The organism is Streptosporangium sp. NPDC001681 (assembly GCF_040298085.1).
GTDB lineage: Bacteria > Actinomycetota > Actinomycetes > Streptosporangiales > Streptosporangiaceae > Streptosporangium.
On record NZ_JBEOZN010000150.1, the window covers coordinates 1 to 22288 of the forward strand.

The window sequence follows — 22288 nt, forward strand, 5'->3', positions numbered from 1 at the left end:
GCCATCCCCGTCCCGCGCCCGCGCGACGCTCTGGGCCGCTCGGGCCTCCACGGCGCCGCTCGCGGCGTACCAGCGGGACAGGGCCAGCACGCGCGAGGCCGCTTCGGCCAGCCGCTCCTCGGGGAGCCTGCCCTCCCGTACGGCGTCCACGATGGCGTCGCGCAGCTCGTGGACGCTCTCGCCGCCGGGGGAGGAGATGCCCGCGCAGATCGCGTCGGCCCCTGCCAGCAGGGCGCGGACCGCGATCTCCCCCGGCGGGTGGAGGGCTGCGACGGCGCGCATCTCGATGGCGTCGGTGACGATCATGCCGTCGAATCCCATCTCCTCGCGGAGCAGCCCGGTCATGATCCGCCGGCTCAGCGTCGCGGGGTTGTCCGGATCGAGGGCGGGGACCAGCAGGTGGCCGCACATGACGGCCCGTACTCCGGCTGCCACCGCGGCGCGGAAGGGCGGCAGGTCGCGCTCGGCGAGAAGCTCTGTGGAGGCGTGCACGGTCGGCAGGGCATGGTGGGAGTCGGTGTGGGTGTCGCCGTGACCGGGGAAGTGCTTGGCGCAGGCGGCGACCCCGGCGCCCTGAAGTCCCAGGATCCAGGCCGCGGTGTGCCTGGAGACCAGCTCCGGGTCCGGGCCGAAGGAGCGGACGCCGATCACCGGGTTGGCGGGGTTGGCGTTGACGTCGGCCACCGGGGCGTAGTCGAGGGTGATGTCGGCCGCGGCGAGGAGACGGCCGATCTCCTGGGCGACCAGCCGGGTCCGCTCGACGTCGTCGCCCACACCCAGCGCCCGGTTACCCGGCCACGAACTGCCCCTCGCGGCCTGCAGGCGGGTGACCGACCCGCCCTCCTCGTCCACCGCGACCACCACGGCGGGATTCTCCGCGCGCAGCCGGGCGACGAGATCGGCCGTGTGGGCGGGGCCGGTGAGGTTCCTGGCGAACAGCACCGTCCCGCCGAGACCCTCCTCGCCGAGCCCGCGGCGCAGCCAGCCGGGAGGCTCGGTGCCGTCGAAGCCCGGCTGGAGGACGGTCATGGCCAGCCGGGCCAGGTCGGGGCTGCGGTGGGGCATGCGGTCACCTTCTCGGTCGAGGGAGGCGTCTTCGGACAGGTCGGCGGCGGGGGGCGTCCCAGAGCAGGTTACACATTAATGACACTTTTCTTCATAGCGGCTGCCCTGAAAGTAGCTTTTTGTCATTCTCTTGATCGAGGCCCGCGCTGCCGGGAATGCCTCGCCGGTGTGCGGGAGCTGTCGGATTCGATCAGCCGTTCGTGACGACGCCGTGTTCGAAGGTCCCGTGAGAGAAGGGTGGCACACGAGCGGGGCGGGCTCGAATGGCCGGGTCTCCTGACGCGGCCATGTTCTCCACGCGCTCCAGTGATCCCCGGCCCGCCCTTGACCTCCATCGCGGTTGAGGTTCCATCCTGGAATGAGGACTTCTGAGGAAAGAGGATCGCCGTGAGCGAGGATCTGGTCGACTTCTGGTTCGATCCCGGCTGCCCCTGGGCCTGGATCACCTCCCGCTGGATCGTGGAGGTGGGCAAGGTGCGTCCCATCACGGTCAACTGGCGGGAGATGAGCCTGGCGGTGCTCAACGAGAAACAGGAGATGTCCGAGGAGTACCGCGAGATCGTCGAACTCGGCCGGGGCACCATCCGGGTGTTCGCCGCGGCGCGCGAGGCGGCGGGGAACGTCGCCGTCGGTGATCTCTACACCGCGCTCGGCACCCGCTACCACGGCGCGGACGGCCTGTTCCGGCGGTCCCGCGAGGCCGTCGCCGCCGGCGGCCTCACCGACTGGCGGGCCGCGATGGAGGGTCTGGCACCGGTGATCGCCGCCGCGCTGGCCGACGCCGGGTTGCCCGCCGGGCTTCTCGCCGCGAGAACCGATCCCAGCTGGGACGACGCGATCCACGCCTCGCACGCCCTGGTGCCGGCCGGGAAGCGGAACCAGTCGCTGATCGGCGTCCCGACCATCTCGGTGAACGGGCACGCCGGGCAGTTCGGCCCCGTCATCAGTGAGATCCCGGTCGGTGAGCGGGCCGGGCGGCTCTGGGACGCGTTCAAGGTGCTCGCCACCGAGGAGGCGTTCTTCGAGCTCAAGCGGGTCACGGATCGGGCGGATCCCCGCACCTTCCTGGAGACCCCCTAGCGCGGAACGGGGTCTCTCTCCCCGCGCCCTCGCCGCCCTTTGCGGAGAAATAGCCCGTTCTTTCGTGAACGACATGCCTCATCGTGTTCGTCGCCCCTGCCTGAGGGCAGGCCCCCGAGTGTGATGGAGCGTGAGGTTCGCCGCCGCCGCGCTGCCGGGGTTCGTGGCAGGCGCGGCTTCGCCGGTCTCTCCGTCGTGGACGGTTCCCCCGCCGGGGCCCGTTCCCTTGGTAGGTCCCCCGTGTGAGCTCCGCCTGAACGCCGCCCGCCGGGGCCTTTGGAGCAGGCGGCCGGCGTGCGCTACGAAGGGAGGGAGGCCACCGTGGGTAAATCCGGCCAGGAGGTGGCGCTGCGAGCCCTTGGCGCCGCGCTCGACCTGCACGCCCCGACGGCCCGCCACGGCGTCAGGGCGTTTCCCGAGGGCACGCCGTTCCTGTGGCTGATCGTTCCCGGCGCGGGCGGGGCCACCGTCTTCCTTGACGACCGCCAGTGGATCTGCCTGAGCGAACCCGAGCGGGGCGGGGTGACCGTCCAACTCGTCGCCGGCGGGATCGACGACGACCCCGCCCTCGTCGTGGGCCGGATCATGACCGTCATGGTGCCGGTGCCCCGTCGCAGGGGCCGCCTGTCGCGCGCGCTGGGAGCCGGGCTGCTCGGCATCGTGGGAGGCGCGGGTGTGGGGCTGCTGGCCGCGCTGCTCATGGCCGTCCTCGTCGCAGGCAACGGCTACATCTCGGACGCGGCCGGCAAAGTGGTGTACGCGCTGGCCGCGCTGATCGGCGTCGGGTCCGGGTGCTGGGTGGCGCTGCGCTGCTGGCGGCTGGGCGCGGGGCCGCGCGGCAAAGGTCCCCGCGCCTAAGGTCCCCGCGGGCGGGGACCATCAGGAGGACCACGCGAAGGAGCGGGCCGGGCAGCCGACGGTCTACGACGGGTTCACGGGGCACACCCGCGACCCGGCCGCCCGGTACGTGTTCACCTCGTCATCATCTGCTCAGGGACGCCGAGACCAGGTCGCGTGCCTCCCGCTGGACCTGTGCCAGGTGCTCGGTTCCCCTGAAGGATTCGGCGTAGATCTTGTACACGTCCTCGGTGCCCGAGGGACGGGCGGCGAACCAGGCGTTCTCGGTGGAGACCTTGAGCCCGCCGATGGCGGCGCCGTTGCCGGGGGCGGAGGTGAGCACCTGCGTGATCGCCTCCCCGGCGAGGGTGTCGGCGGTGACCTGCTCGGCCGAGAGCCTGGCGAGCACCGCCTTCTCCTGCCGGGTCGCGGGGGCGTCGACGCGGGCGTAGGCGGGCTCGCCGAACCTGGCCACCAGGTCGGCGTGGTGCTCGCTCGGCGAACGGCCGGTGGTCGCGATGATCTCCGAGGCGAGCAGCGCCAGGATCAGGCCGTCCTTGTCGGTGGTCCACACCTCGCCGTCGCGCCGCAGGAACGACGCCCCGGCGCTCTCCTCGCCGCCGAAGCCCAGCGAGCCGTCCAGCAGGCCCGGGACGAACCACTTGAACCCGACGGGGACCTCCACCAGTCGCCTGCCCTTCTCGGCGGCCACCAGGTCGATCATCCGGCTGCTCACCAGCGTCTTGCCGATTCCCGCGTCCGCGGGCCAGCCGGGCCGGTGGGAGTAGAGATAGGAGATGGCCACGGCGAGGTAGTGGTTGGGGTTCATCAGACCGGCGTCGGGGGTGACGATGCCGTGCCGGTCGGCGTCGGCGTCGTTGCCGGTGGAGACGTCGAAGGCGTCGCGACTGGCGATGAGCGAGGCCATCGCGTACGGCGACGAGCAGTCCATCCGGATCTTGCCGTCCCAGTCCAGTGTCATGAACCGCCACGTCGGATCGGTCTGCGGGTTGATCACCGTCAGGTCCAGCCGGTGCCGTTCGGCGATCTCCCCCCAGTAGGCGACGCTCGCCCCGCCCAGCGGGTCGGCGCCGATGCGCACCCCCGCCTCCCGGACGGCGTCAAGGTCGAGCACCGAGGGCAGGTCGTCCACGTAGTGGCCGAGGAAGTCGTAGCGGCCGGTCGTGTCGGCGGCCAGCGCCCTGGTGTACGGGAGCCGTCTGACCTCTTTCATGCCTTCGGCGATCAGCGCGTTGGCCCGGTCCTGGATCCACGTGGTGGCGTCGGTGTCCGCCGGGCCGCCGTGCGGCGGGTTGTACTTGAAGCCGCCGTCGCCTGGCGGGTTGTGCGAGGGGGTCACCACCACGCCGTCGGCGCGGCCCGCAGCGCGTTTCCGGTTGTGGGCCAGGATCGCGTGGGAGACCGCCGGTGTCGGGGTGTAGCCGTCCCGGCTGTCGATCATGACCGTCACCCCGTTGGCCGCGAAGACCTCCAACGCGGAAACCCGGGCCGGTTCCGACAGCGCGTGGCTGTCGGCACCGAGGAACAGCGGGCCGTCGACACCCTGGGCGGCCCGGTACTCCACGATGGCCTGGCTGGTCGCGAGGATGTGGTCCTCGTTGAACGCGACGTTCAGCGAGGAGCCCCGGTGTCCCGACGTCCCGAACGCCACCCGCTGGCCGACCTCGCCCGGATCGGGGTGCAGCGCGTAGTAGGACGTCACCAGGCGCGCCACATCGACCAGATCGGACGGTTCGGCGGGCTGTCCCGCGCGTTCGTGCGTCATCACAGTCTCCTCACGTCACTCCTGAGCTAACCGTATCTACTCCTGGAATCGGACAGTTTTCGCAAGCTGTCCGGCCAGTGTGCTGGACCGGTGCCCCACACTCCCCGCGCATCGTTGACAACGTTGTCAGCATCGTCATACCTTCAGCCTGTTTGCCCGGTCGCCGGGGGAACGTACTCTTTGTTCCATTGATCACCGGAGGATCCCCTTGCACAGCCACGTGGTGCTCCCGGTGGCCACCTGCCGCCCCCCCGCGCACCGGCGTGCCCGCGGGGGCGGCCGGTGACCGCCCTCGCGATCGACATCGGCGGCACCAAGTTCGCCGCCGCGCTGGTCAGGCCGGACGGCACCATGGTCCGCAGGGTGGAACTGCCGGTCGGCCACGACCCCGCCGCGACGCTGGCCCTGCTGGTCCGCGACGTCGGCGCGGGCACCGGCGGCGGTACCGGCACGGGGGGCCTGAGCGGGGTCGGCATCGGCTCCGCGGGTCCCCTTGACGCCGTCGCCGGCACGGTCAGCCCGGTGAACATCCCCTCCTGGCGTGACTTCCCGCTGGTCGGCACGGTGGGCGAGCTCCTTCCCGGCCTCCCCGTCACGCTCGCCGGAGACGCGCAGTGCATGGCGCTGGGGGAGTGGTGGCGGGGCGGGCACGGCTCGCGCTCCCGGGCACTGCTGGGCATCGTGGTCTCCACCGGCGTGGGCGGCGGGCTGGTTCTCGGCGGGGTGCCGTACCTGGGACCGACAGGAAACGCCGGGCACATCGGGCACATCTCCGTGGACCGGAACGGTGAGCTCTGCCCCTGCGGGGCGACCGGCTGCCTGGAGACGATCGCCAGCGGCCCCAGCATGGTCCGCTGGGCGCTGGCGAACGGCTGGGGCGACCCCGGTACCCCGACGGACGCCCGCACGCTCTCGGCCGACGCCGCGCGCGGAGTCCCCATGGCCCAGCTGGCCTTCCAGCGGGCCGCCGACGCGCTGGCCGTGGCGATCCTCACCACGGCGGCGCTCTTCGACATCGACGACGTCGTCATCGGGGGCGGCGTCTCCGGGGCGGGCGAGACCCTGCTCACCCCGCTGCGCCAGGCGGTCGTCAAGCAGGCGGGCCTTGGCTTCCTGCGCCGCCTGAACGTCGAGCGCACCCGTCTGGAACGCGACGCCGGCCTGTACGGCGCCGCGGCACTGGTCCTCAAGGAGAGCCGATGAGCCCACTCGCCGTCCAGTTGTACTCCGTGCGCGAACAGGCGGCCGTCGACCGCCGCGCCGTGCTGCGCCGCATCGCCGAGATGGGGTACGGCGCGGTCGAGCCGTACGACGCGCACCTCGATCCGGATGGGCTCCGCGAGGAACTGGAGGAGACCGGGCTCGCGGTGTGCAGCGTGCACGCCCCGCTGCTCGACGAGCGGCGGGCGACGGCGCTGGCCGCCGCCGCGGCCATCGGCGCCACGACCGTCATCGTGCCCGCCGCCCCCGCCGAGTGGTTCGCCGGCAGACAGGAGCTGGAGCAGGCGGCCAGGACCATCGGCGAGGTGGCCAGGGAGGCGGCGGACCACGGCCTGCGGCTCGGCTACCACAACCACTGGTGGGAGCTGGAGCAGCGGGTGGAGGGCCGTCCCGCGCTGGAGGTGCTGGCCGACCTGCTGGACCCCTCGGTGCTGCTGGAGGTCGATCTCTACTGGGCGGCGACCGGCGGGGTCGACCCCTCGGGGCTGCTGGCCCGGCTGGGCGAGCGGGTGAGCCACCTGCACGTCAAGGACGGACCTGCCACCCAGGAGGGCCCGATGACCGCGGTCGGCTCGGGCGAGGTGCCCATCGTGGACGCGCTGAACACCGCTCCGGGCGCGGTGCGGATCGTGGAGCTCGACCACTGTGCCACCGACATGTTCCAGGCACTGGCCGACAGCCACGCCTACCTGACCGGCCTCGTCGCCGCCGGGCGGGTGAGCTCGTGACCGGGCCGCTCGGAGTGGCGATCGTCGGCTGCGGGAACATCAGCCACCAGTACCTGAACAACCTCGCCTCCTTCCCCGGCGTGCGGGTGGTGGCGTGCGCCGACCTCGACCGGGCACGTGCCGAAGAGGTCGCGGCGCGCTACGGCGTGCCGGTGGCGGCCGCACCGGAGGAAGCGATCTCGCACCCCGACGTGGAGTTGGTGATCAACCTCACGGTCCCGTCCGCGCACGCCGAGGTGGCGCTCGCCGCCGTTCTGGCCGGGAGGCACGTCTACAACGAGAAGCCGTTCACGGTGGACCGGGAGTCCGGAGCGGAACTGGTCGAGGCCGCCGCGTCGGCGGGGGTGCTCCTGGGCAGTGCCCCCGACACCTTTCTGGGCGCGGGGCTGCAGACCGCGGCCCGGCTCGTGGCCGAGGGGGCCATCGGCACGCCGCTCACCGCCCTGACCCTGTTCCAGAGTCCGGGCCCCGAGTCGTGGCATCCCAGCCCCGAGTTCTTCTTCCAGCCGGGGGCCGGGCCGCTGTTCGACATGGGCCCCTACTATCTGACGGCCCTGGTGACCCTGTTCGGCCCGGCGGAGCGGGTGGCCGCCGTCGGCCGCAGGGCCAGAGACGAGCGGGTCATCGGCTCAGGGCCCAGGGCCGGCACGCGTTTTCCCGCGGTGGTCCCCACCCACACGACCGCGCTGCTGGAGTTCGCCACGGGACAGGCGGCCACGATGATCTTCAGCTTCGACTCGCCGCTCCGCCGCGCCGGGTTCATCGAGATCACCGGCACCGAGGCGACCATGCAGGTGCCCGATCCCAACACGTTCGGGGGCGAGGTGCGACTGCGCCGGGCCGCCGACGAGGAATGGGTGCCGGCTCCCACGACGGGCACCGAGGCCGGTCGTGGTCTGGGCGTGCTCGACATGGCCCAGGCCATCCGCGAGGGAAGGCCGCACCGCGCCACCGGCGAGCTGGGCCTGCACGTCCTCGACACGATGATCGCCGTCGCGGAGTCCTCGGAGCAGGCCGAGTTCGTGAAGATCGCCAGCACCTGCCCGGTGCCCGCACCACTGCCTGAAGGGTGGGATCCGGCCGAGATCCGTTTCGGCTGATCCCCGGACGGCCGCGCCCGAATGGTCAGGGGTTCCGGTCGGCGGGGGCGACGGCCTCGGGGCCGCCCTCGGAGGACTCCGCCAGGCGGGCGCGGAGGCGGGTGCGGATCTCGTCCGGGGTGTAGGCCTGCCGGCGGCGCTCGGCTCGCGCGATCACCACCCCCGTGGCCGCGACACCTGCGACACCTGCCAGACCGAGTACCTTCCACCATCGCATGTGCCTACGCTAGCGGAATGTCCGGTAAGAGCATCAGCCTCGATGAGGCAGTCAACCTGACCCGCACCGGCGACGTGTGGCTGTTCCGCGGCCGAACGGTGCCCGATCGAGCCATCCAGACCATGACGAACAGCCCGGTGAACCACGTCGGAATGTCGGTGGTCATCGAGGACATGCCCCCCATGATGTGGCACGCCGAGCTGGGCCGGTCCCTGCCCGACCTGTGGTCAGGGACCAACCAGCGCGGTGTGCAGCTGCACGACCTGCAGGAGGCGGTCACGGTCTGGGCCACCAGATACGGCCAGCGCGGCTGGCTGAGGCAGCTGGAGCCGCAGGTCACCCGCGAGATGGAGGACGCCGTTCTGCGCACCGTCGCCCGGCTGGACGGCACGCCGTTCCCGTCGACGGCCAGGCTCGCCGGTCGCTGGGCGAAGGGGCGGGTGCCCAGGATCTTCAAGCGGGGCACCGGGGAGAGCGCCCTGGAGAGCGCCTACTGCGCCGAGGTCGTCGCGGTCACCTACGAGGCCATGGGGCTCCTGCCCGGCGGCCGCAGGCCGAACTGGTACGACCCGGGCCGGTTCTGGAGTGGTGACGACCTCGAACTGACCGGCGGTTTCCGGCTCGGCGGAGAGATCACCGTGAACCTGGGGCAGACCCCGTAGGAGGAACGGGGCGGCGGGCCGATAGGTGTGCGGCGCCCACCGTGACACCGGTTCCCAGCAGGGCGCCCTGGCCTCCGGGACGCGGTCCTGGCCGGGCCGGGGCGATTCACGCCAGCCGGGCGGGAAAGCCTCCCGTGGCGATCGGGCCCCAGCGCTCGGGGGTGAGACGCAGCAGCGACTTGCCCTGCCGGGTCATGGCCGCGCGGTACTCCTCCCAGTCGGGGTGCTCGCCGGAGATCGACCGGTAGTAGTCGACCAGCGGTTCGAGGGCGTCGGGCAGGTCGAGGACCTCGGCCGCGCAGTCCACCTGCACCCAGGGGCCGTCGAAGTCGTCCGACAGGACCACGACGCTCACCCGGGGGTCGCGGCGGGCGTTCGAGGCCTTGGCGCGCTCGGGATAGGTGGACACCACGATGCGGCCTTCGGCGTCGACGCCGCAGGTCACCGGGGACGCCTGTGGCCTGCCGTCGCGCCGCGTCGTGATGACCAGCGCGCGGTGGCGATCACGGAGGAAATCCAGAAGCCGGTCGTGTGAGACGACCTCGTTGGTCGCGATCTTTGGGCTCATACTCCTACTGTACGGGGATACGGCGCGCCTGAATTAACGCTCTGCCGGGTGGAAAATGGCCCTCTTTCTCGGGAGATATGTGGTCAAGAGTCTTCTAATGGGGCATTTGGCGCCAAATCTCAGGGAATTGATCTCCAATACAGCACATGAGTGGCTCGGGAACCGGCCGACGGACCCCGGTGGCTCATCCGCCCAATCAAGGAGATAACCGTGAAGCAGAAGTCTCTTCTGGCATCGGCCCTGACCGTGCTCGCCCTGTCCGCCGTCCCCGCCGCGCAGGCGGTCGCCGCCCCCGCGCGCATCACCTCTCCCACGCCGGTTCCGACGGACATGGCCTCCAGCCCGCCGATGGAGAGCGCCGCGCCCACGGAATCCATGATGCCCGGCGAGAGCGGATCGCCCGAGCCTTCGGGCGCGATGACGGAGCCGTTCGGCCCCGGCTGTGCGTCCCTGCCCACCAGCGGGGCGGGAAGTCCCAGCGAGATGGCGACGCAGCCGGTCGCCACCGCCATCGCCTCCAGCCCCGACCTGTCCACGCTGTCCAAGGCGATCGATCAGGCCGGTCTGTCCGAGAAGCTCAACTCCGCCAAGGACATCACGGTGTTCGCGCCCACCAACGCCGCGTTCGACAAGATCCCGAAGGAGAAGCTCGACAAGATCCTGGGCGACAAGGAGAAGCTGACCAAGCTCCTGGGCTACCACGTCGTCGAGGGGAAGAAGACTCCGCAGGACCTCGCGGAGGGCGAGCTGACCACGATGGAGGGGGGAACGCTGAAGGTCAAGGGTTCCGGTGAGGACTACACGGTCAACGACGCCAAGGTCGTCTGCGGCGACATCCAGACCTCCAACGCCGTCGTCTACCTCATCGACGGGGTGCTCAAGCCCAAGTGATCGCGGTGGCCCAGTGGTCGCGATCCGGCCGGGCGAGGGGTGCCTGCGGGGGCGCCCCTCACCCGTGGCCGTCTCGGCGGTCTTCTGCCGGTCGTCCACCACCTCCTTGAGCGGTGCCGCGAGGCCGCGCCGGCGGCCGACGGCTGATCTGGAGGCGCGGATGGACAGCAGCCGTGCCTCTCAGCGGAGGAACCGGGGACTTGGAGGTGTGCCGCCGACCACCTGGCCGCGGGTCGGGTCCACCTCATGACCGACCCGCTGTCGCGTGAGTCGCTGAGTCCTGAGCACGTCAAACCCCACTCGCAGGTATTCGTGGGGATCGTGCCGGGAAGGTGTGGTCCATGACGAGGTTGGGGATCCCCGACGAGATCCGTGCCTGCCTGTTCGATCTCGACGGCGTGCTGACCAAGACGGCGGTGGTGCACGCGGCCGCCTGGAAGCAGATGTTCGACGACTTCCTCAGACGGCGAGACGGCGAGAGGTTCCGCCCGTTCGACGCGGTGGACGACTACGACGCCTACGTCGACGGGCGCCCGCGTTTCGACGGGGTACGTACCTTCCTCGCCGCGCGCGGCATCGTGCTGCCCGAGGGGGAGCCGGGCGATCCGCCCGGGCGTGACACCGTGCACGGCCTGGGCAACCGCAAGAATCTCCTGGTACTGGAGAAGATCCGCAAGGACGGAGTGCAGGCGTATCCGGGGTCGGTACGCCTGGTGGTGGCGGCCCGCGGTGCGCGGCTCGCGACCGCGGTCGTGTCCTCCAGCGCCAACTGCCAGGCCGTCCTGGCCGCGGCCGGCATCGAGCGGCTCTTCGACACCCGGATCGACGGCGTGATCGCGGCCGAACGGGGGCTCGCGGGCAAACCGCACCCGGACACCTTCCTCGCGGCGGCGCGCGACCTGGGCGTCCCACCCGCCGGCGCGGCGGTCTTCGAGGACGCGCTGGCCGGAATGGAGGCCGGCCGGGCGGGCGGATTCGGCTACGTCGTCGGGGTCGACCGGACCGATCAGGCGGACGCGCTGCGCGCGCACGGCGCGGACGTCGTGGTGCGGGACCTGGCCGAGCTGCTTCGGGAGGAGTGATGATCAGCCATCCCTCGTACGCGGTCGAGCCGTGGAGTCTGCGGGAGACCGCCCTGCACCTGGAGGTACTGGCACAGAGCGAGTCGGTGTTCGCGCTCGCCAACGGGCACATCGGCTGGCGTGGCAACCTGGACGAAGGGGAACCGCACGGTCTGCCCGGCACCTACCTCAACGGGGTGTACGAACGGCACCCGCTGCCGTACGCGGAGGCCGGCTACGGTTATCCGGAGACCGGCCAGACCATCCTCAACGTCACCAACGGCAAGATCATCCGACTGCTCGTCAACGATGCGCCGTTCGACCTGCGCTACGGCCGGTTGCGCTCTCATGAACGGCTGCTGGATCTGCGCGCTGGGGTCCTGCGGCGCACCTGCGTGTGGACCTCACCGTCCGGGCGAACCGTCCGGGTCCGCTCGACCCGGCTGGTCTCCTTCCCCCAACGAGCCGTCGCCGCCGTCGCCTACGAGGTGGAGCCGCTGGACGCGGCCATTCGTGTCGTCATCCAGTCCGAACTGCTGGCCAACGAGCAACTGCCGCGGCCATCCTCCGCCGACCCGCGGGTTTCGGCTGCCCTGGAGACATCCCTGCGACCGGAGGAACACCTCGCCGAGAGCACCCGGCTGCGCCTGATCCACCGCACCGCCGACAGCGGCCTGCGGGTCGCCGCCGCGGCCGACCACCTCGTCACCGGACCCGACTCGACACAGACCTACGGCGAGAGCGGCGCGGACGTCGGCCGGTTCACCATCACGGCGTCGCTGAACCCCGGGCAGGTCCTGCGGCTGGAAAAGCTGGTCGCCTACGGCTGGTCGGGGGTGCGTTCACTGCCGGCGATGCGCGACCAGGTGGAGGCCGCGCTCGCCGGAGCGCGCAGCACGGGCTGGCCGGGGCTGGTGGCGCAACAGCGCGGCTACCTGGACGATTTCTGGGCCGGCGCCGACATCGAGATCGACGGTGATGCGGAGATCCAGCAGGCGGTGAGGTTCGCGCTCTTCCACGTGCTGCAGGCCGGTGCCCGCGCCGAGTGCCGGGCCATCCCCGCCAAGGGTCTGACCGGATCCGGCTACGACGGTCACTGCTTCTGGGACACCGAGACCTTCGTTCTGCCGGTGCTGACCTGTACCGTGCCGCAGGCCGTGGCCGAAGCGCTGCGCTGGAGGCAGTCCACACTGCCCCCGGCTCGGGAGCGGGCGGCCCAGCTCGGCCTCCAGGGCGCAGCCTTCCCCTGGCGCACCATCGAGGGCCTGGAGTGCTCCGGATACTGGCCCGCGGGTACCGCCGCCTTTCATGTGAACGCCGACATCGCCGACGCCGTCCTGCGCTACCTCGCCTTCACCGGGGATCAGGAGTTCGAGCGCGACGTCGCGGTGGAGTTGCTGGTGGAGACGGCGCGATTGTGGTGCTCGCTCGGTCACCACGACCACCAGGGCCGCTTTCACATCGACGGGGTGACCGGACCCGACGAGTACAGCGCGATCGCCGACGACAACCTGTACACCAACCTCATGGCGCAGGCGAACCTGCTGGCCGCCGCCGACATCGCCGGACGGCATCCCGGCCGTGCCGCCTCCTACGGGGTGGACGACGACGAGGCGACCGCCTGGCGTGCCGCCGCCCACACCATGGCCGTGCCCTACAACCACGAGCTGGGGGTCCACGAGCAGTCGGCCGGATTCACCCGCCACCAGAAGTGGGACTTCGCGAGTACGCGGCAGGATCAGTATCCGCTGCTGCTGCACTTCCCCTACTTCGACCTGTACCGCAAACAGGTCGTCAAACAGGCCGACCTGGTCCTGGCGATGTACCTGCGCGGCGACGCGTTCGACCCGGAGCAGAAGTCACGTAACTTCGCCTACTACGAACCGCTGACCGTGCGGGACTCCTCCCTGTCCGCCTGCAGTCAGGCCATCATCGCCGCCGAGACCGGATACCTGCGCCTCGCCGACGACTACCTCGGCGAAGCCGCGCTGATGGACCTGGAGAACCTGGAGCACAACACCCGCGACGGCCTGCACATCGCCTCCCTGGCCGGCACCTGGCTGGTGCTGGTCGCCGGCTTCGGCGGCATGCGCCACCGGGACGGTACACTCCACTTCGCGCCCCGCCTGCCGGAAACCCTCACTCGGCTGCTGTTCACCGTGCAGATCCAGGGCCGAAGCCTGCAAGTGGAGATCACCGGTTCCGCCACCACCTACCGCCTGCTCAAGGGAGCCGATCTGACGATCCGGCACTACCAGCGGCCGGTCACGCTCAACGGCCGGCGTCCGCAACAGCGCCCCACACCACCTCTGCCGCCCCGTCCCGAGCTCCGGCAGCCATCAGGACGCCGCCCGAAATCCCGCCACCCCGAACACATGTGACAACACACCCGCCGCCGCTCACCGAACCCGATCACAGCGGCTGCGGCAATCCTCGGTGACGTGGCGGAGCACAAGGACAGGCGGACCGGGCCAAGCGGCGCAGTAAGATCACAGCCCCGTCTCGCCTGCTCACCAGGCAAGACGCGCGCTGCCCGCTCCGCGGAGAGCTACCCGGCGAGAAGACCACCCTCCCGCCCGTCAGGGGAACGGGCGAAACCGGTCAGGATTCGACCTTGCGGGCTACCCCGCCCATCGTCCACGTCTTCTCACGGCCCTGCGTCGCCAGCGGGTTGTCGGGGCGCCAGTGGCGGACGTAGACCAGGCCGGGTTCGACCAGCTCCAGCCCGTCGAAGAAGCGCAGCACCTGGTCACTGCGCCGGGAGGCGTCCTCATGGCGGCCGAGGATCTTCCGGTAGATGTCGACCAGCGGACCCGCCGCCTCCGGGCGCGTGTCGAAGACGACGTGGCCGATGGCGAAGTGGCTGCCCGCGGGCACCGCGTCGCGCAGGATCGCCACGTTCTTGTGCGGGTCGTCTTCGTCGGGGATGAACTGCAGGGCCGACAGGATCAGGACGGCCACCGGCAGGTCCAGGTCGATCAGGCGCCGCAGCTCGGGATCGTTGAGCAACTCGCGGGGGTGCAGCACGTCACCCTCGACGATGGTGGTGTGGGGGTTGGTGGCCAGCATGGCGCGGGCGTGGGAGAGCACGACCGGATCGGTGGCGACGTAGACCACGCGGGTGTCCGGCGCGATCGCCTGGGCCACCTGGTGGACGTTGTTGCGGGTGGGCAGCCCGGAACCGAGGACGACGAACTGGGTCATGCCCTGCTCGACGAGATAGCCCGTCGCCCGGCGTAGGAAGGCCTGAGCCTCCTGGGACATGGCCCTGATCTCCGGCGCGATGGCGAGCACTTCCTCGGCGGCCTTACGGTCGGCGGCGAAGTTGTCCTTGCCCCCCAGGAAGTAGTCGTTCATCCTGGCGATGTTGGGCACGCTCGTGTTCAGGCCGGCCGCCGGTCGCCGGTCGGCGTCGCTCATCTGTCATCTCCTCTGTTGCCTCTGACGTCCTCTCCGGCTCGCGGTCCGAGGATTTCGGCACCCGGTCGGTTCCGGTGACAGTCAACTGTCAGGGCGTGGGTAACGATCGAGGGGCCAAGCTGTTTTCCGGGGCAGTCTATTCCTTGCGGCCTACTCCGCCGACGACCCAGACGGAGTCCGGCCGGTGGGGCACCGCGCCCTCCGGCCGCCACCGGGGAATGTAGACGAGGCCCGGCTCGACGGGTTTCAACCCATCGAGGAAAGGCTCGACCTCGGCTCTGGTCCGCAGGTTCGCGCGGCGGGGACCGGTGATCGACCCGCGATCCTGAAAGAGGTCGGCGAGCCTCGCGGTTCTCTCGGGACACAGGTCCGAGACAGCGTGGGAGATGGCCATGTAGCTGCCCGGGGCCATCGCCTTCCTCAGGGTGGCGGTGACCCGCAGGGCCTCGGCGTCGTCCGGGAAGTCGGTCAGGAACGAGAAGAGGAGGATCGCCACGGGCCGATCGAGGTCGATCACGCCGGTGAGGCCGGGATGGGCCAGCAGGCCCTCCGGGTCGCGGGCGTCGGCCTCGATGACCGTGGCCCGGCCGTCCTCCTTCAGGAGGGCCCGGGCGTGCACGACGACCATCGGGTCGTTGTCGACGTAGACGACCCGCGCGTCGGGAGCGATGCCGTGCAGGATCTGGTGCACGCTGCCCTGGGTCGGCAGTCCGCAGCCGATGTCGATGAACTGGCGTATGCCGGTCTCGGCGAGAAACCGCACGACGCGGCCGAGGAACCTGCGTCCCTCCACCGACATGGCGGGAAGTTCGGGGGCCAGTTCGAGCGCCACCCGCGCGGCGTCGCGGTCGGCGGCGAAGTTGTCCTTGCCACCCAGGAAGTAGTCGGCTATCCGGCCCGCGTTCGGGATCGTGGGGTCGAACCTGAGGCGCTCAGGTTGCGGCGACGCCATGATGTCCTCCGTCCGGCGGTGCGGCTTTCAGCGGACATTATCGGCCTTCAGGCCCCGAGGTGATGTATTTCCGGTCAATAACCCCTTCTGGCGGCGCGTCTTCCTGATGCCCGGCTGCCTGCGCTCCGGTTGGGCGCTGTTTCGCCGGTGACGGGCCGCGCCGCGCTCAGTGGCAGGCCTCCAGGTGGCGTCCCCCTCTCCCGGGGAGGGCGAAGGCCGCCCATACCGCCTTGCCGCGGGTCTCCAGGGGAGCCCAGCCCCACATCTCGCTGATGCCGTCGACCACCTGTAGTCCCCGGCCGCTCTCCGCCTCGTAGTCGGGCTCGCGCAGGCAGGGCTCCTGGTCGCTGGGGTCGGTGACCGCGCACAGCATCGAGCGTTCGGTGTGGCAGAGGATCACCTTGACCTCGGGGCAGACCCGGGAGTGCTGGACGCCCCGCGTGCCGTGACGTACGGCGTTGGTCACGAGTTCGGAGACCACGACACCGGTGTCGTCGATCAGTTGCTCGAGCTCCCAGGCCCTCAGGGCGCCGGCGGTGAACTCACGGGCGGTCCGTGCGGCGCACGGATCGTGGCGAAAGCTGCGTACGGCCATCTGCAGCCGGTTGACGTGGCTCTCGCCGCCGGCCCAGGGGGGCAGGCCGCTCGGGGGCAGTAGGTGATCGAGCATCGACAGCCACCGTTCCCACCCTCCGATCTCAGCTCGGATGGGTGCGGCTTCATGTCTCTGGTAACCAGTCATCGACGACCTTGGGGGTGGGCGATCGTGCGGCAAGGGCGATCCGTCTAGTCATCTTGCACGCCGTAATGTGCATAGGCAAGTACAGATGCACGTGCATCTGCACAAAAAGCTCTATGCTCGTGGTGTTGTTTCCCTCCCTAATCGGTGAGAGGCGAGGATGAACCAGCTGTACAACGGCATGCCGGCAGCCCTGATGGGCGGCATCGTCTGGCGCAAGAGCCACTTCAGCAACCCCAGCGGCAACTGCGTGGAGCTCGCGGAACTCCCCGACGGCAGGGTCGCGATGCGCAACTCCCGCGATCCCGAAGGGCCCGCGCTGATCTACACGCGCCGCGAGGCCGACGCCTTCGTCCGCGGGGTGAAGAGCGGGGAGTTCGACGACCTGATCACCTGACTGTCGGCAAGAGGTGGTTGAAGAATAAAATTCTCTATGGCCTGGGCTTGGCGGGCGGAGTAGCGTGAAAGGTCGCGATCGCCGCAAGGAAGTCGGAACAGGCTCGCGTTCCGTGCCCAAAGGACTGTAGATGATCACACCTCACGCCGACGGTCAGCCGGTCGTTCCAACCCCCATGGCCGTGCCGAGGGGCAGTTCCACGGTGCTGCGGATCGTCCTGGGAGCGCAGCTCCGCCGGCTGCGCGAGCACCGGGGCATCACCCTGGAGGAGGCGGGGAACGCCATCCGGGCCTCGCACTCGAAGGTCAGCCGCATGGAGCTCGGCAGGGTCAGCTTCCGGATCAGGGACGTCGCAGACCTGCTCACCCTGTACGGCGTGACCAGCGAGGACGAGCGGGAGCCGCTGCTGTCCCTCGTCGAGAAGGCCAACCTCACCGGCTGGTGGCACAACTACAACGACGTGCTGCCCAGCTGGTTCGAGACGTACGTGGGGCTGGAGGAGTCGGCCACCGGCATCCGCAACTACGAGGTCCAGTTCGTGCCGGGACTGCTGCAGAGCGAGGGGTACGCGCGAGCCGTCGTCCAACTGGGCTTCCCCTCGGCCTCCCGGGAGGAGCTGGACCGCCGAGTGCGGCTGCGCATGGCGCGCCAGCGGCTGCTGCGCGGCTCCGCGCCGCCCCACCTGTGGGCCGTGCTGGACGAGGCCGTGCTGCGCCGCCCGCTCGGCGGGGTCCAGGTGATGTGCGAGCAGATCGACCACATCCTGACGGCGCTCGAACTGCCCAATGTGACGGTCCAGATCGTGCCCTTCAGCGTGGGCGGGCACGCCGCGGCCGGCGGGCCCTTCAGCATCCTGCGGTTCGCCCAGCCCGACCTGCCCGACGTGGTCTACCTGGAACAGCTCACCAGCGCCGTCTACCTGGAGAAGCGCGACGACGTCGACAGCTACCTGGAGGTCATGGAGCGCCTGTGCATCGAGGCCGAGCCGGTCACCCGCACCCGCGAGATCCTGCTGGGAATCCGCGAGGAGCTGAGCAGGAAGCGCTAGCCGGGAGGCGGGGGCGAGCGCCGCCGCGTCGCCCCCGGCGGTCTCGCCCCTGAGGAGAGGCTCTCGCCGCGTCCGCGCTCCCGCGCCATCATCCGCGCCGCCCGCGCCGTGATCGCGAGGACGGCGCCCCGCTCTGATCGCGGAGGTGGCCGGGCTCCGGGCCGTCAGTCCACGAAGGGGGCCACCAGGACGTCGACGATGTCCTGGTAGCCGAGTCCCTTGTGCGCCAACTGCCCGGCCACCGCGAGTTCCGCGAGGCCGTGGGCCGTCGAAAGCAGGGCCATCAGCCGGGCCTTGGGCACCGGTCCCTCCCCGGCGCCCGCCATGCCGAGCGCCGTCGTCACCTGGTCGATCGCCTCCTCCAGTTCCGGATGGTGGCCCGCGAGGAACTCCGAGGCGAACACCAGTCGGTACTCCTCACGATGCGCCGTGGCGTACTCGACGTAGCTCAGGTAGAAGGCCCGCAGCCGGTCGCGCCGGTCGGCTTCCTGCGAGATCGCCGCGGCGACGTGCGCGCTGAGGTCGGCGATGACCCGGACGGCGAGCGCGGCCAGCAGTGCGGTCTTGTCGGTGAAGTGCCGGTAGGGGGCCGTGCGGGACAGGCCGGTCAGGTCGCCGACGGCGCGCAGCGTCACGGCGTCGAGCCCCTCCTCGCGCAGCAGCCTCAGCGCGCTCTCGACCAGGCGGGTCCTGGTGTCGTCCATCATCCGCTCGTACCTTTCCCGGCAACCCGTGTTGACAATGTCAACGTATCTGGTTGACACTGTCAACAAGATGTTGACGACGTCAACTGGAGAGCTATGAAGATCACGGTGAACGGTGTCCCCGCCACGGTGGACGCATGCCCTGACGACGCCGCCGTGGACGTCCTGCGCGACGGGCTCGGCCTCACCGGCGCCAAGGCCGCCTGCCGCACCGGAGTCTGCGGCGCCTGCACGGTCATGGTGGGCGGCACGCCCCAGGCGAGCTGCCTGCTGCCCGCCGCCGTCCTGGAGGAACGCGAGGTCGTCACCGCGGAGGGCCTCGACCACCCCGTCCAGCGGGCGTTCGCGGTCCACGACGGCCTGCAGTGCGGCTACTGCACGCCAGGGTTCGTGGTGGAGGCCGCGGCCTTCGTCGACGCCTGGCGCGCCGAGCACGGCGACGTCGCTCCGCCGCGCGAGCGGATCGCCACCGCCATGGCGGGCCACCTGTGCAGGTGTGGCGCCTACGAGGGGATCCACGCGGCGATCGCCGCCGCCTGCCGCGGCGAACACGACGGCGCCGCCGGGACCCCCGCCCGCCTGGAGGCAATGGACAAGATCACCGGCCGGGCCCGCTACACCACCGACGTACGCCTGGACGGCCAGCTGGAGGGGGTGGTCATCCGCTCCACCAGGGCACACGCCCGCGTCACCGCGGTGACCGCCGGCACCGCGCACATCGTCGACCTGCTGCCGCCCGACCGCACCGTCCGCTACACGGGCCAGCCCGTCGCCGCCGTGGCCGCCCCCACCCGCCGCGAGGCCCTGGCGATCGCGGAGGCCGCGGAGATCGACTACGACCCGATGCCCGCCGCGCTCGACGACACGCCCCAGGCCCCGCCCGTCTACGACGATTCCACCAGGAAGCACGCCCCCAGCTCCAGCGAGGGGTTGGACCTGCCCGGCGGCTGGCACGGCAACGTGCGCGGCCCCTTCACCAGGGCGAGCTGGCGCGGACGCACCGCCGTCAAACGGATCGAGGCCGCGCGGCGCGACGCCGACCCCCGCCTGGTGACCGGCACCTTCACCACCGCCGTGCAGGTCCACACCCCGATGGAGCCGCACGCCTGCGTGGCCCGCTGGGACGGCGAGGGCGACCTCCACCTGCACCTGTCCACCCAGACCGTAGGCCTGGTCACCGAACACGCGGCCAGACGCTGGAACCTGCCCGCCGACCGGGTCCACGTCGTCGCCGATCACGTCGGCGGCGGTTTCGGGGCCAAAAGCGGCGTCACCGTCGAGACGGTCGCGGCCGTCGAGCTCGCCCGGGCCTGCGGCGCACCGGTCCGCGTGGTGTTCGGCCGCGCCGAGGAACTCACCGACGCGGGCAACCGCCCCGGTACCCGCACCACGCTCGAACTGCTCACCGACGACCGGGGCGACCTCGCCGCCCTCACCGTGGACGTCCACGGGCGCGGCGGCGTGGCCATCGGATCGATGGTCGCCGGGATGGCCCGCCTCATGTACGGCACCGCGCCCCGGCGGCTCCGCGACTACGACGTGGTCACCAACGAGCCGCCGGGCACCCCGTTCCGCGGACCTGGGGCGCCGCCCCTGCTCTGGGCGCTGGAGCAGGCGGTGGACGAGGCCGCCCACCGCCGCGGCGAGGACCCGATCGCGCTGCGCCGCCGCTGGGACGGCAACCGCAAACGGCACGCCCTCTACGACCGGGCCCTGGCCCTGCCGCTGTGGGCCGACCGGCCGCGGACCGGCTCCCAGACGGGCCGCTTCCGCAGGGGCGTCGGGGTGGCCGCCGCCAACTGGCTCTACATGCTCGACCCCGCCACCGAGGTGGAGCTGCGCGTCGAGGGCGACACGGTCGTGGCCGCCACCTCGACCCAGGACATCGGGACCGGCATCCGCAGCGTCATCGCCGACATCCTGCGGGAGGAACTCGCGCTGCCCGCCGAGCGCGTTCGCGTCGAGATCGGCAGGACGGGCACCGTGCACGGACCACCCTCCATCGGCAGCCGCACCACGACCTCGGTCGCCCCGGCCGTACGCGACGCCGCGCGGCGGCTGCGGGAGCTGGGCCTGACCGACGGCGCCAGGGTCGTCGGCAGGCGCCGCCGCGACCGGCGCGGCTACCTGACCCCGGTCGCGGTGGCCGGTATAGCCCTCGGCCGGGGGTTCAGCGGCGCCGTCCACGTCACCGAGGTCGAGGTCGACACCCGCCTGGGAGCCGTCAGGCCGCTGCGGGTGTGGGCGGGGATCGCGGTGGGCCACATCTACGCCGAACGGCTGGCGCGCAGCCAGTGCGAGGGCGGCGTCGTGCAGGGCATCGGCTACGCGCTGTACGAGGAACGCCTGGTCGACCCGGTGACCGGAACCGTGCTGACCGCCAACCTCGACGACTACCGCATTCCCGGCATCGGTGACACCCCCGAGATCACCGTGCACTTCCACCGCGACGGCTGGGACCACGTCAACGGCCACGGTGTCGGAGTCGGCGAGGTCTCCACGGTCGGCGTGGCCGCCTCGGTGGGCAACGCCGTGCACAACGCCACCGGCTGGCGCCCCCACGACCTGCCCATCCGCCCCGACCGGCTCCTCGAAGGGATCTCCCGTTGACCTCCTCCCCGAAGCCGCCCCCCGGATTCCCCGGGGCGGGTCCGCTCTCCCCGGAGCCGGGCCCCGAAGCCCGCACGACGGGGCCGTACCGCCTGCTCCCCGAGGGAGCCGTCCCGCTGACCTTCTCCCCGGAGCGGCGGTTCCGGGTCCGCGCACCGGAGGGCGTCCGATGACCGCGCTCACCGACCTCGACGACCTCGGCGACGCCGTGCGGCGCGGGGGCGAGTTCCGCGCCGGAGGCACCGACCTGATGGGCCGCCGCGCGGCCGGGCCGCACGTGGACCTGCGCGGCCTGCCCGGTCTGACCGGCCTCGCCTGGCAGCCGGACGGCGCAGTCCGGATCGGCGCGCTGACCACGGTCGCGCGCGTCGCCGCCGACGCGCGTCTCGGTGCCGCCCACCCCTGCCTGACGCTGACGGCGGCGGGCCTGGCCACGCCCCAGATCCGGGAGGTGGCCACGGTCGGGGGCAACCTGCTGCAGCGCAACCGCTGCGCGTACTTCCGCGGCCCGTCCTTCTCCTGCCACCAGAACGGCGGCGGCCACTGCCCGGCCCGCGCCGGGCTCGCCCCGAACGCCGCGATCGTCGACACCGGGCCGTGCATAGCCCCGCACCCGTCGTCACTGGCGGTGGCGCTGCTCGCCTGTGACGCCCTGGCCGAGGTCCACGGCGGTGTCCGTGATGATGTCCGCGATGATGTCCGCAGTGGGGTCCCGTTCCCGGTCGGCGACCTGTACGGGGACGGCTCCGACCCCACCCGTGACCACCTGCTGGGGCCGGGGGAGATCCTGCTGTCCGTCGTCCTGCCACCGTCCGTGCCGGGCGAGCGGGCCGCCTACCACCGGGCGATCGGCAGGTCCGAGGCCGAGTGGCCGCTGGTGGAGGCGGCGGCGCGGCTGGTCATGGACGGCGGCAGGATCACCTTCGCCAGGGTGGCCGCGGGCGGCGTCGCCCGCGTCCCGGTGCGCCTGCCCGAGGTCGAGGAGGCGCTCCTGGCCGGGGAACCTCTCGACCGGGCGGCCGGGCTGGCCACCGCCCGGTGTACCCCGGCGGCTCGCAACCGTTACAAGCTCGCCCTGCTCTCCGGGACCGTCCTGGAGGTGCTGGAGCGCGCCACCGGAACCGCCGGGCACCGCTGACCGGCTCGCCCGTACCGACGCGGGGGGGCGCCCCCCCCCCCGGGGGCCCCCCACCCCACCCCAC

At 71.4% G+C, this 22288-nt stretch carries 22 protein-coding genes; 14 read left to right on the forward strand and 8 right to left on the reverse strand.

Annotated elements, in window-relative coordinates:
• The coding region (locus ABT130_RS40765) for a glycoside hydrolase family 3 protein (protein ID WP_350964928.1) at positions 1 to 1065 on the reverse strand (1065 nt) is incomplete at its 3' end.
• Between the two features lie 387 nt (positions 1066 to 1452).
• Here ABT130_RS40765 and ABT130_RS40770 point away from each other — a divergent pair.
• A complete protein-coding gene (locus ABT130_RS40770) occupies positions 1453 to 2145 on the forward strand; it encodes a mycothiol-dependent nitroreductase Rv2466c family protein (protein WP_350964930.1) in 693 nt (230 codons plus the stop codon).
• 321 nt (positions 2146 to 2466) lie between these two features.
• Entirely contained in the window at positions 2467 to 3003 is a 537-nt protein-coding gene (locus tag ABT130_RS40775) for a hypothetical protein (RefSeq protein WP_350964933.1), read from the forward strand.
• A gap of 124 nt (positions 3004 to 3127) precedes the next feature.
• On the opposite strand, the gene pgm is transcribed toward ABT130_RS40775, so the two are convergent.
• Positions 3128 to 4768, reverse strand: coding sequence for a phosphoglucomutase (alpha-D-glucose-1,6-bisphosphate-dependent) (gene pgm / locus ABT130_RS40780; RefSeq protein WP_350964934.1), 1641 nt, complete (start codon positions 4766 to 4768; stop codon positions 3128 to 3130).
• A gap of 282 nt (positions 4769 to 5050) precedes the next feature.
• On the opposite strand from pgm, the gene ABT130_RS40785 reads away from it, so the two are divergent.
• Genes ABT130_RS40785 through ABT130_RS40795 form a run of 3 tightly spaced genes read left to right on the forward strand, consistent with a single transcriptional unit; the run spans position 5051 to position 7817 of the window.
• Positions 5051 to 5971 carry an ROK family protein gene (locus tag ABT130_RS40785; RefSeq protein WP_350926247.1) on the forward strand — a complete coding sequence of 307 codons (921 nt, stop codon included), beginning with the start codon at positions 5051 to 5053 and terminating at the stop codon, positions 5969 to 5971.
• Entirely contained in the window at positions 5968 to 6717 is a 750-nt protein-coding gene (locus ABT130_RS40790) for a sugar phosphate isomerase/epimerase family protein (protein ID WP_350964936.1), read from the forward strand. The genes ABT130_RS40785 and ABT130_RS40790 overlap by 4 nt, the downstream gene beginning before the upstream one ends.
• Complete coding sequence (locus tag ABT130_RS40795) at positions 6714 to 7817, forward strand: Gfo/Idh/MocA family protein (RefSeq protein ID WP_350964939.1); 1104 nt, start codon at positions 6714 to 6716, stop codon at positions 7815 to 7817. The genes ABT130_RS40790 and ABT130_RS40795 overlap by 4 nt, the downstream gene beginning before the upstream one ends.
• Positions 7818 to 7842: 25 nt before the next feature.
• Here the strand turns inward: ABT130_RS40795 and ABT130_RS40800 are convergent, their stop codons facing one another.
• Entirely contained in the window at positions 7843 to 8034 is a 192-nt protein-coding gene (locus ABT130_RS40800; protein WP_350926241.1) for a hypothetical protein, read from the reverse strand.
• 17 nt (positions 8035 to 8051) lie between these two features.
• On the opposite strand from ABT130_RS40800, the gene ABT130_RS40805 reads away from it, so the two are divergent.
• Positions 8052 to 8696: a hypothetical protein gene (locus tag ABT130_RS40805; protein ID WP_350964941.1), complete on the forward strand. Its 645-nt coding sequence runs from the start codon at positions 8052 to 8054 to the stop codon at positions 8694 to 8696.
• A gap of 106 nt (positions 8697 to 8802) precedes the next feature.
• Here ABT130_RS40805 and ABT130_RS40810 read toward each other — a convergent pair whose 3' ends face one another.
• A complete protein-coding gene (locus ABT130_RS40810) occupies positions 8803 to 9264 on the reverse strand; it encodes a PPOX class F420-dependent oxidoreductase (protein WP_350926237.1) in 462 nt (153 codons plus the stop codon).
• Between the two features lie 210 nt (positions 9265 to 9474).
• On the opposite strand from ABT130_RS40810, the gene ABT130_RS40815 reads away from it, so the two are divergent.
• The 3 genes from ABT130_RS40815 (at position 9475) to ABT130_RS40825 (ending at position 13597) form a co-directional block, all read left to right on the forward strand.
• Positions 9475 to 10155 (forward strand): fasciclin domain-containing protein, encoded by a 681-nt coding sequence (locus ABT130_RS40815; protein WP_350926235.1) that lies wholly within the window; start codon positions 9475 to 9477, stop codon positions 10153 to 10155.
• A 341-nt stretch (positions 10156 to 10496) separates the two neighbouring features.
• Complete coding sequence (locus tag ABT130_RS40820) at positions 10497 to 11237, forward strand: HAD family hydrolase (RefSeq protein WP_350964944.1); 741 nt, start codon at positions 10497 to 10499, stop codon at positions 11235 to 11237.
• On the forward strand, positions 11237 to 13597 hold the full coding sequence (locus tag ABT130_RS40825; protein WP_350964946.1) for a glycoside hydrolase family 65 protein: 2361 nt from the start codon (positions 11237 to 11239) through the stop codon (positions 13595 to 13597). The genes ABT130_RS40820 and ABT130_RS40825 overlap by 1 nt, the downstream gene beginning before the upstream one ends.
• 220 nt (positions 13598 to 13817) lie before the next feature.
• Here the strand turns inward: ABT130_RS40825 and ABT130_RS40830 are convergent, their stop codons facing one another.
• The 3 genes from ABT130_RS40830 to ABT130_RS40840 all read right to left on the reverse strand — a co-directional run bounded on the left by ABT130_RS40830 (position 13818) and on the right by ABT130_RS40840 (position 16258).
• A complete protein-coding gene (locus ABT130_RS40830) occupies positions 13818 to 14636 on the reverse strand; it encodes an SAM-dependent methyltransferase (RefSeq protein WP_350964948.1) in 819 nt (272 codons plus the stop codon).
• A gap of 136 nt (positions 14637 to 14772) precedes the next feature.
• Positions 14773 to 15588: an SAM-dependent methyltransferase gene (locus tag ABT130_RS40835; protein WP_350964951.1), complete on the reverse strand. Its 816-nt coding sequence runs from the start codon at positions 15586 to 15588 to the stop codon at positions 14773 to 14775.
• A 166-nt stretch (positions 15589 to 15754) separates the two neighbouring features.
• A complete protein-coding gene (locus tag ABT130_RS40840) occupies positions 15755 to 16258 on the reverse strand; it encodes an ATP-binding protein (RefSeq protein WP_350964953.1) in 504 nt (167 codons plus the stop codon).
• Positions 16259 to 16487: 229 nt separating this feature from the next.
• Between ABT130_RS40840 and ABT130_RS40845 the strand changes: the two genes are divergently transcribed.
• Together ABT130_RS40845 and ABT130_RS40850 are read left to right on the forward strand one after the other, a co-directional pair.
• Entirely contained in the window at positions 16488 to 16724 is a 237-nt protein-coding gene (locus tag ABT130_RS40845) for a DUF397 domain-containing protein (RefSeq protein ID WP_350964956.1), read from the forward strand.
• Between the two features lie 130 nt (positions 16725 to 16854).
• The gene (locus ABT130_RS40850; RefSeq protein WP_350964959.1) at positions 16855 to 17772 is read left to right on the forward strand and encodes a Sco1979 family transcriptional regulator; all 918 of its coding nucleotides are present in this window, start codon (positions 16855 to 16857) and stop codon (positions 17770 to 17772) included.
• A gap of 164 nt (positions 17773 to 17936) precedes the next feature.
• Here the strand turns inward: ABT130_RS40850 and ABT130_RS40855 are convergent, their stop codons facing one another.
• Entirely contained in the window at positions 17937 to 18479 is a 543-nt protein-coding gene (locus ABT130_RS40855) for a TetR/AcrR family transcriptional regulator (protein ID WP_350964961.1), read from the reverse strand.
• Positions 18480 to 18572: 93 nt separating this feature from the next.
• Between ABT130_RS40855 and ABT130_RS40860 the strand changes: the two genes are divergently transcribed.
• The 3 genes from ABT130_RS40860 to ABT130_RS40870 are packed head-to-tail and all read left to right on the forward strand — an operon-like array spanning position 18573 to position 22224.
• Positions 18573 to 21086 carry a molybdopterin-dependent oxidoreductase gene (locus ABT130_RS40860; RefSeq protein ID WP_350964963.1) on the forward strand — a complete coding sequence of 838 codons (2514 nt, stop codon included), beginning with the start codon at positions 18573 to 18575 and terminating at the stop codon, positions 21084 to 21086.
• Positions 21083 to 21259 carry a hypothetical protein gene (locus tag ABT130_RS40865; protein WP_350964965.1) on the forward strand — a complete coding sequence of 59 codons (177 nt, stop codon included), beginning with the start codon at positions 21083 to 21085 and terminating at the stop codon, positions 21257 to 21259. The genes ABT130_RS40860 and ABT130_RS40865 overlap by 4 nt, the downstream gene beginning before the upstream one ends.
• Entirely contained in the window at positions 21256 to 22224 is a 969-nt protein-coding gene (locus ABT130_RS40870) for an FAD binding domain-containing protein (protein WP_350964968.1), read from the forward strand. The genes ABT130_RS40865 and ABT130_RS40870 overlap by 4 nt, the downstream gene beginning before the upstream one ends.
• Positions 22225 to 22288 lie beyond the last annotated feature (64 nt).